Genomic DNA, 8,621 nt, shown 5'->3' with positions numbered 1-8,621 from the left:
GCACACCCCGCGCGCGGGGTGCGCCCCTCTCGCATCACTCGGCTCAGCCGGCCAGGCAGGACGGTCCCAGCAGCACCTTCAGGTCACCGAACAGCGCCGGGTCGGGCTTCACCCGGTGCCGGTCCAGTCGGAGCACCGTCGTCCTGGTCGGGCCCTGGAGCTTGATGCGGACCTCGCTCTCGCCCTTGTGGTGGCTGAGGATCTCGCCGAGTCGGTTCACCATCGGCGGGGTGACCCGGGTGGCCGGGATGGTGAGGATCACCGGCGCGTTGGTGCCCGCGTTGGACAGGTCGGGGACCTGGAGCTCCATCGCGACCAGCCGCGGCACGTCCTCACGCTTGTCGAGGCGGCCCTTGACGAACACCACCGCGTCCTCGACGAGTTGGGTCGACACGAGCTGGTACGTCGCCGGGAAGAACATGCACTCGATGGAGCCGGCGAGGTCCTCGACGGTGGCGATCGCCCAGGCGTTGCCCTGCTTGGTCATCTTGCGCTGGAGGCCCGAGATGATGCCGCCGATGGTGACGACCGCGCCGTCCGCGTGCTCACCGCCGGTGAGTTGGGCGATGCCCGCGTCGGCCTTGTCGGACAGCACGTGCTCCAGGCCGAAGAGCGGGTGGTCGGAGACGTACAGACCGAGCATCTCCCGTTCCTGGGCGAGCAGATAGGTCTTGTCCCACTCGTCCTCGGTGAAGACGACGTCGAGTCCGAAGCCGGGCTCGTTGCTCTCCTCCTCGCCCATGCCGCCGAAGAGGTCGAACTGGCCCTCGGCCTCCTTGCGCTTGACCGCGACCACGTTGTCGATCATCGGCTCGAAGTGCGCGGTGAGGCCCTTGCGGGTGTGCCCCAGGCTGTCGAACGCGCCCGCCTTGATCAGCGATTCGGTGGTGCGCTTGTTGCACGCGGTCGCGTCGACCTTGTCGAGGTAGTCGGGGAAGGAGGCGTACTTGCCCTTCGCCTTGCGGCTCTTGATGATCGACTCGACGACGTTGGTGCCGACGTTGCGCACGGCCTCCAGGCCGAACAGGATCACGTCGTCGCCCTGGGCGGCGAAGTTGTGCACCGACTCGTTGACGTTCGGCGGGAGCACCTTGATGCCCATGCGCCGGCACTCGTTCAGGTAGACGGCCGACTTGTCCTTGTCGTCCTTGACGGAGGTCAGCAGAGCGGCCATGTACTCGGCGGGATGGTTCGCCTTGAGGTAGGCGGTCCAGTACGACACCAGGCCGTACGCGGCGGAGTGCGCCTTGTTGAACGCGTAGCCGGCGAAGGGGACCAGCACGTCCCACAGGGCCTGGATGGCCTCGTCGCTGTAGCCCTTGTCGCGGGCGCCCTTCTGGAAGAGGACGAAGTTCTTCGCCAGCTCGTCGGGCTTCTTCTTGCCCATCACGCGGCGGAGGATGTCGGCCTCGCCGAGGGAGTACCCGGCGATGATCTGGGCGGCCTTCTGCACCTGCTCCTGGTAGACGATCAGGCCGTAGGTGACGGCCAGGACCTCTTCGAGGGGCTCCTCCAGCTCCTTGTGGATCGGGGTGATCTCCTGGAGCTTGTTCTTGCGCAGGGCGTAGTTGGTGTGCGAGTCCATGCCCATCGGGCCCGGACGGTACAGCGCGGAGACGGCGGAGATGTCTTCGAAGTTGTCGGGCTTCATCAGCCGCAGCAGCGAACGCATCGGACCGCCGTCGAACTGGAAGACACCCAGGGTGTCGCCGCGCTGGAGCAGTTCGAAGGTCTTCGGGTCGTCGAGCGGCAGGGAGAGCAGGTCGAGGTCGATGCCCTTGTTGGACTTCACCATCTTGTTGGCGTCGTCCATGATCGTCAGGTTGCGCAGGCCGAGGAAGTCCATCTTCAGCAGGCCGAGCGACTCGCACTGCGGGTAGTCCCACTGCGTGATGGTCACGCCGTCGGTGTGCCGCACCCAGATCGGGGCGTGGTCGACGATGGGCTCGCTGGACATGATCACGCCGGCGGCGTGCACGCCCATCTGCCGGACCAGGCCCTCGACGCCCTTGGCGGTGTCGATGACCTTCTTGACGTCCGGCTCGTTCTCGTACATCCCGCGGATCTCGCCTGCCTCGCTGTAGCGCGGGTGCGAGGGGTTGGTGATGCCGTCGAGGTCGATGCCCTTGCCGAGGACGTCGGCGGGCATCGCCTTGGTGAGGCGGTCGCCCATCGCGTACGGGTAGCCCAGCACGCGCGCGGAGTCCTTGATGGCGTTCTTCGCCTTGATCTTGCCGTAGGTGCCGATCATGGCGACCTTGTCGGCGCCGTACTTCTCGGTGACGTACCTGATCACCTCGACGCGCCTGCGCTCGTCGAAGTCGATGTCGACATCGGGCATGGAGACGCGCTCGGGGTTGAGGAACCGCTCGAAGATCAGGCCGTGCGGGATCGGGTCGAGGTCGGTGATGCCCATGGCGTAGGCGACGATCGAGCCGGCCGCGGAGCCTCGGCCGGGGCCGACCGCGATGCCGTTGTTCTTGGCCCACATGATGAAGTCGGCGACGACGAGGAAGTAGCCCGGGAACCCCATCTGGATGATGACGTCCATCTCGTACTCGACCTGCTTCTGGCGGTCGTCGGGGACGCCGCCGGGGAAGCGGCGCTCCATGCCGCGGCGCACCTCCTCCTTGAACCAGGTGACCTCGGTGAAGCCCTCGGGGATGTCGAACTTCGGCATGAGGTCGCGCTTTTCGAACATGCCCTCGGTGTCGACCATCTCGGCCACGAGGAGCGTGTTGGCGCAGCCCTCCTGCCAGGCGTCCGAGGAGTCGACGGCGTACATCTCGTCCGTGGACTTCAGGTAGTAGCCGGTGCCGTCGAACTTGAAGCGGTCGGGGTCGGAGAGGTTCTTGCCGGTCTGGATGCACAGCAGGGCGTCGTGGGCGGTCGCCTCGTGCGCGTACGTGTAGTGCGAGTCGTTGGTGACCAGCGGGGGGATGCCGAGCTTCCTGCCGATCTCCAGGAGGCCGTCGCGGACCCGGTGCTCGATCTCGATGCCGTGGTCCATCAGCTCCAGGAAGTAGCGGTCCTTGCCGAAGATGTCCTGGTAGTCGGCCGCCGCCTTCAGGGCCTCGTCGTACTGTCCGAGGCGCAGCCGGGTCTGGAGTTCTCCGGAGGGGCAGCCGGTGGAGGCCACGATCCCCTCGGACCACTGGGAGATGGTCTCCTTGTCCATCCGGGGCCACTTCTGCAGCCAGCCCTCGGCGTACGCGTCCGAGGAGAGCCGGAAGAGGTTGTGCAGGCCCGTCTTGTTCACGGCCCACATCGTCTTGTGGGTGTAGCCACCGGAACCGGACACGTCGTCGCGCTTCTGGTGCGGCTGGCCCCACTGGATCTTGCGCTTGTTGCGCCGGGACTCGGGGGCGACGTACGCCTCGATCCCGATGATCGGGGTGACCCCGGCCTTCTTCGCGGTGTGGAAGAAGTCGTACGCCCCGTGGAGGTTGCCGTGGTCGGACATGGCGATGTGCGTCATGCCCATCTCGTTGCACGCGTTGAACATGTCCTTCAGCCGCGCGGCACCGTCCAGCAGCGAGTACTGGGTGTGGACGTGCAGGTGCGTGAACGGCGGCTTTGACACGGCTTGGCCTCCATGGATCAAACGCTGCGGCGCGAAGCGCCTCGTTGAGGGGTGGTGGTCGGGCGACGGGTGGGCGCTCGGTGACAGGCGGGCGGACACTTCTGGGGACAGCGTCGAAGTCTATGCCTCGGGACTGACACTCACGGGGCTGCCCCGCGTACCTTCACAGCGAGGGCTTCGGGCACTTTCCGGACGGCCCGCCCGTTGGATACGACAGAAACGCTGTCGTACACATGCACCAGGAGGCACCCAGCGATGTCGGTCCCCCAGCTCAACGACGAGCAGCGCGGCGACGAGATCCTCGCCGTCTTCGACACCGCCTTCGGCGAGCTCCTGGCCGCCGATCCGGCCGCGTTCCGTGTGAAGTTCCGGAAGATGGCGGCCTCGGCGTTCGCGTTCTACCGCGGCACGGCGTGCCTCTTCTACCACGACCTCGACGCAGAGAAGCGCGGCGGCCCGTTCCTCGACGAGCGCACCTCGCGCGTGTGGATCCACGGCGACCTGCACGCGGAGAACTTCGGCACGTACATGGACGCCAACGGCCGGCTGATCTTCAACGTCAACGACTTCGACGAGGCCTACGTCGGCCCCTTCACCTGGGACCTCAAGCGCTTCGCCGCCTCCGTCGCGCTCATCGGGTACGCCAAGGCGTTCGGCGACGACCAGATCAGCGAGCTGGTGCGGATCTATGCGGCCGCCTACCGCGAGCGCGTGCACGCCCTGGCCACCGGCGCCAAGAGCGACGAGGTGCCGCCGTTCACGCTGGACACCGCCCAGGGCCCGCTGCTGGACGCGCTGCGCGACGCCCGCGCGCTGACCCGCTTCGGGCTGCTGGAGACCATGACGGAGATCCGCGACTTCGAGCGCCGCTTCGCCCCCGGCGGCGGCTCCATCGAGCTGGACGCCGCCACCCGCTACAAGGTGCTCGCCGCCTTCGACGGCTACCTGGAGACGCTGCCGGACGCGTCCCTGGCCCGCCCGGACTCCTACCGGGTCAAGGACGTCGTCGGCCGCCGCGGCATCGGCATCGGCTCGGCCGGGCTGCCGTCGTACAACATCCTGCTGGAGGGCCACACCGACGCCCTCGAGAACGACGTCGTGATCTACATCAAGCAGGCCCAGACCCCGGCCGTCTCCCGGCACATCACCGACCAGGCGCTGCGGGACTACTTCCAGCACGAGGGCCACCGCACGGTGATCTCCCAGCGCGCCCTGCAGCAGCACGCCGACCCGTGGCTGGGCTGGACCGAGCTGGACGGCGCGGGCCAGCTGGTCGCCGAGGTCTCGCCGTACGCCGTGGACCTGGACTGGGGCGACATCGACGACCCGGAGGAGATCGCCTCGGTGGTCGCCGACCTCGGCCGGGCCACGGCCACGATGCACGCGGCGGCGGACGACACCTCCGGAGAGTCCCTGGTGCCGTTCTCCACGGAGCGCGCCATCGACGCGGCCATCGCGGCCGACGAGGACGGCTTCGCGGAGCTCCTGGTCGACTTCGCGCACGGCTACGGCGCACGCGCGCGTGCCGACCACCAGACCTTCGTGGACCTGTTCCGCAACGGCCGGATCCCGGGTCTGTGACGGACAGGCCACGCACGGTCGCCCTCCGACCGTTCACAGGCACCCTTTAGGGGTCTCTTACAGGAGCACGTGACACACTCTCCACCGCTATGGACATATCCGGGACCCAGCTGCGAGCCGTACGCGCGGCGCTCTTCACGGCACTCGTCGTGACACTGAGCACCGCGTCGCACGTGCTGCTGTCCCGGGCACCCCTGCCGCTGAACACGGTGACCCTGCTCACGGGCGCCGTGTTCGTCATCGCCTACGCCCTGGCCGGCCGCGAGCGGAACTTCGGCCGGATCGCCGCTCTGCTGGTGCCGCTGGAGCTCGCCGCCGACACGATCCTCACCACCGGCCAGCACGTCTGCTACGGCAGGGCGGGCGGCCCGGTCGCCGGTCCGCTGGCGTCGGTCGGCTGGGACGTGCTGTGCGGCGAGGGCACCCAGGTCGGGGCCCCGCTGGCCCAGGTCACCGGCACCGACCCCGAGCGGCTCGGCGGCCTGCTCGGCCATGTCGACCCGGTCACCGCCTGGTTCCTGCTCGCCGCCCACATCGGCGTCGGCCTCCTCGCCGCGGCCTGGCTGCGCCGCGGCGAGCGGGCCCTGGCCCAGCTGCTGAGCGCGGTCGCGGCGACCACGTTCCGGCCGCTGCTCACGGCGGCCGCCGCGGTGACGGTCCCGACGACCGCCCCCACCCGCCGTCTGCCGCGCCCCACCGACCGTACGGCCGCCGCCCGCAGCCGCCTCTTCGTGCACTCCCTGGGACGGCGTGGACCGCCGTGCTCGCCCGCCTTCACCTGCGTGTGACCAGCGTCCGACGCGCGTGAACGGCAGCTGAGCAGCACAGCCCACCCATACGTAATCCCGCACACGACGTGTGCGCGTCCCCATGGAGATCACCAACATGAGCAAGCGAAACAGCCAGGCCGCGAAGACGGCGGCCCGGGAGCGGCTGCGCATCGAGCGCGAGCGTGAGGCGAAGCGGGCGAAGATCAAGCGGCAGCTGATCGTCGCCGGCTCCATCGTCGGCGTCTTGGCCATAGCGGGCGGCATCAGCTACGCGGTGGTGCAGGGCAACAAGCCCGGCTACTGGGAGGCCGCGAAGGACGACAAGCTCGTCAAGCCGGCCAACACCTCGGGCAAGAACGGCACGACCGTCACCATCGGCGAGGACAGCGCCAAGAAGACCCTCGTGATGTACGAGGACCCGCGCTGCCCGGTCTGCGCCTCCTTCGAACAGGCCGTCGGCACGACCGTCGACAAGGGCGTCGAGGACGGCAAGTACAAGATGCAGTACGTCGGGGCCACCTTCCTCGACAACGGTCTGGGCGGCGAGGGCTCCAAGAACGCCCTCAGTGCCCTGGGTGCGGCGCTGAACGTCAGCGACGAGGCGTTCCTCCAGTACAAGGCCGCGATGTACTCGACGAAGTGGCACCCGGAGGAGTCCGACGACAAGCTCAAGGACGACGCCTACCTGATCAAGATCGCGGACACGGTCGACGCCCTGAAGGGCAACAAGGAGTTCCAGAACGCCGTGAAGAACGGCACCTACGACAAGTGGGCGCTGGAGATGTCGGCGACGTTCGACGACAGCGGTGTGCAGGGCACCCCGACCCTGAAGATGGACGGCAAGACCCTCACCGGGGCCGACGGGAAGAACGCGCCGATGACGGTGGCCGACTTCAACAAGGCGATCGAGACGGCCCTCAAGGGCTGATCCGACCTTCGGAGGAAGAGCGGGCGAACTTTTGCGAGTTCGCCCGCTCTTGCGCATACCGCTCAGTAACCTGATCGGCTGTGACCAGTCGATACAGATCATCCGAGACGTTCAATTCCCCTACCCCGCGCCGCCGTACGGTCGTCAAGGCCGCGGCGGCGACGGCTGTCCTGGCGGGTCCGCTCGCCGCCGCGCTGCCCGCGCGCGCGGCCGGGCAGGGGCCCGCCTTCCTGCACGGCGTCGCCTCCGGTGACCCGCTGCCCGACGGCGTCCTGCTGTGGACCCGTGTGACGCCCACCGCCGACGCCGCACCCGGCTCCGGGCTCGGACCGGACACCGAGGTCAGCTGGGTCGTCGCCCGGGACAAATCGCTGATGAACATCGTCGCCAAGGGCTCGGCCACCGCGACCGCCGCCTCCGACCACACCGTGAAGGCGGACATACGGGGCCTGGAGCCGGCCACCGATTACTGGTTCCGCTTCTCGGCCGGCGGCACGGACTCCCCGGTGGCGCGCACCCGCACCGCGCCGGCGGCGAACGCCTCCGTGGCCGGCCTGCGCTTCGGCGTGGTCTCCTGCGCCAACTGGGAGGCCGGCTACTTCGCCTCGTACCGCCACCTCGCCGCCCGCGGCGACCTGGACGCCTGGCTGCACCTCGGGGACTACATCTACGAGTACGGCACCGGCCAGTACGGCACGCGCGGCACGGTGGTGCGGCAGACGGCGCCCGCCAACGAGATCCTCACGCTCGCCGACTACCGCGGCCGGCACGGCAAGTACAAGACGGACACCGATCTCCAGGCCCTGCACGCGAAGGCACCCGTCATCGCCATCTGGGACGACCACGAGATCGCCAACGACGCCTGGTCGGGCGGCGCCGAGAACCACACCGAGGGCGCCGAGGGCGCGTGGGCCGCGCGTCAGGCCGCCGCAAAGCAGGCCTACTTCGAGTGGATGCCGGTGCGTCCGGCCGTCGCCGGCACCACCTACCGGCGGCTGCGCTTCGGCAAGCTCGCCGACCTGTCCCTGCTGGACCTGCGTTCCTTCCGCTCCGAGCAGGTCAAGGTCGGCAACGGCGAGGTCGACGACCCGGACCGCACGCTCACCGGCCGCGCCCAGCTGGACTGGCTGAAGGCGGGCCTGAAGTCCTCCGACACCACCTGGCGGCTCGTCGGCAACTCGGTGATGATCTCGCCGTTCGCGATCGGCTCCCTCTCCGCGGACCTGCTCAAGCCGCTGGCCAAACTGCTGGGCCTGCCGCAGGAGGGCCTCGCCCTCAACACCGACCAGTGGGACGGCTACACGGACGACCGCCGCGAGTTGCTCGCCCATCTGCGCTCGAACGCGATCCGCAACACCGTGTTCCTCACCGGCGACATCCATATGGCGTGGGCCAACGACGTGCCGGTGAACGCCGGCACCTACCCGCTGTCCGCCTCCGCGGCCACGGAGTTCGTCGTCACGTCGGTCACCTCCGACAACCTCGACGACATCGTGAAGGTCCCCGAGGGCACCGTCTCCGCGATCGCCTCGCCGCTCATCCGGGCCGCCAACCGGCACGTCCACTGGGTCGACACCGACCGCCACGGCTACGGAATCCTGGACATCACGGCCGGCCGCGCGCAGATGGACTACTACGTCCTGGCCGACAAGACGAAGCAGGACTCCGGCGCGTCCTGGGCGCGTTCGTACCGCACCCGCACCGGCACGCAGAAGGTCGAGCGCACCTACGACCCTGTGTAGCCCCTGTGCCTCGTGGT

At 68.7% G+C, this 8,621-nt stretch carries 5 protein-coding genes; 4 read left to right on the top strand and 1 reads right to left on the bottom strand.

Annotated features, from left to right (window positions below):
• Positions 1-43: 43 nt before the first annotated feature.
• Positions 44-3,583 carry a DNA polymerase III subunit alpha gene (dnaE, locus tag AC3ETA_RS41430; protein WP_432198069.1) on the bottom strand — a complete coding sequence of 1,180 codons (3,540 nt, stop codon included), beginning with the start codon at positions 3,581-3,583 and terminating at the stop codon, positions 44-46.
• 255 nt (positions 3,584-3,838) lie between these two features.
• Here dnaE and AC3ETA_RS41425 point away from each other — a divergent pair, with 255 nt between their 5' ends.
• The 4 genes from AC3ETA_RS41425 to AC3ETA_RS41410 all read left to right on the top strand — a co-directional run bounded on the left by AC3ETA_RS41425 (position 3,839) and on the right by AC3ETA_RS41410 (position 8,604).
• Positions 3,839-5,164, top strand: coding sequence for a DUF2252 domain-containing protein (locus AC3ETA_RS41425; RefSeq protein WP_432198068.1), 1,326 nt, complete (start codon positions 3,839-3,841; stop codon positions 5,162-5,164).
• An 89-nt stretch (positions 5,165-5,253) separates the two neighbouring features.
• Complete coding sequence (locus tag AC3ETA_RS41420) at positions 5,254-5,952, top strand: hypothetical protein (protein WP_432198067.1); 699 nt, start codon at positions 5,254-5,256, stop codon at positions 5,950-5,952.
• 97 nt (positions 5,953-6,049) lie between these two features.
• Positions 6,050-6,862, top strand: coding sequence for a thioredoxin domain-containing protein (locus tag AC3ETA_RS41415; protein WP_432198066.1), 813 nt, complete (start codon positions 6,050-6,052; stop codon positions 6,860-6,862).
• Positions 6,863-6,942: 80 nt separating this feature from the next.
• On the top strand, positions 6,943-8,604 hold the full coding sequence (locus AC3ETA_RS41410; RefSeq protein ID WP_432198065.1) for an alkaline phosphatase D family protein: 1,662 nt from the start codon (positions 6,943-6,945) through the stop codon (positions 8,602-8,604).
• Positions 8,605-8,621 lie beyond the last annotated feature (17 nt).

The sequence above is a fragment of the Streptomyces sp. bgisy027 genome (assembly GCF_057710365.1).
This window is presented reverse-complemented; position numbering and strand designations above follow the sequence as displayed.

Coding starts and splice junctions, on each gene's coding strand:
- AC3ETA_RS41425 (WP_432198068.1), top strand. CDS start 3,839: ATGTCGGTCCCCCAGCTCAACGACGAGCAGCGCGGCGACGAGATCCTC.
- AC3ETA_RS41420 (WP_432198067.1), top strand. CDS start 5,254: ATGGACATATCCGGGACCCAGCTGCGAGCCGTACGCGCGGCGCTCTTC.
- AC3ETA_RS41415 (WP_432198066.1), top strand. CDS start 6,050: ATGAGCAAGCGAAACAGCCAGGCCGCGAAGACGGCGGCCCGGGAGCGG.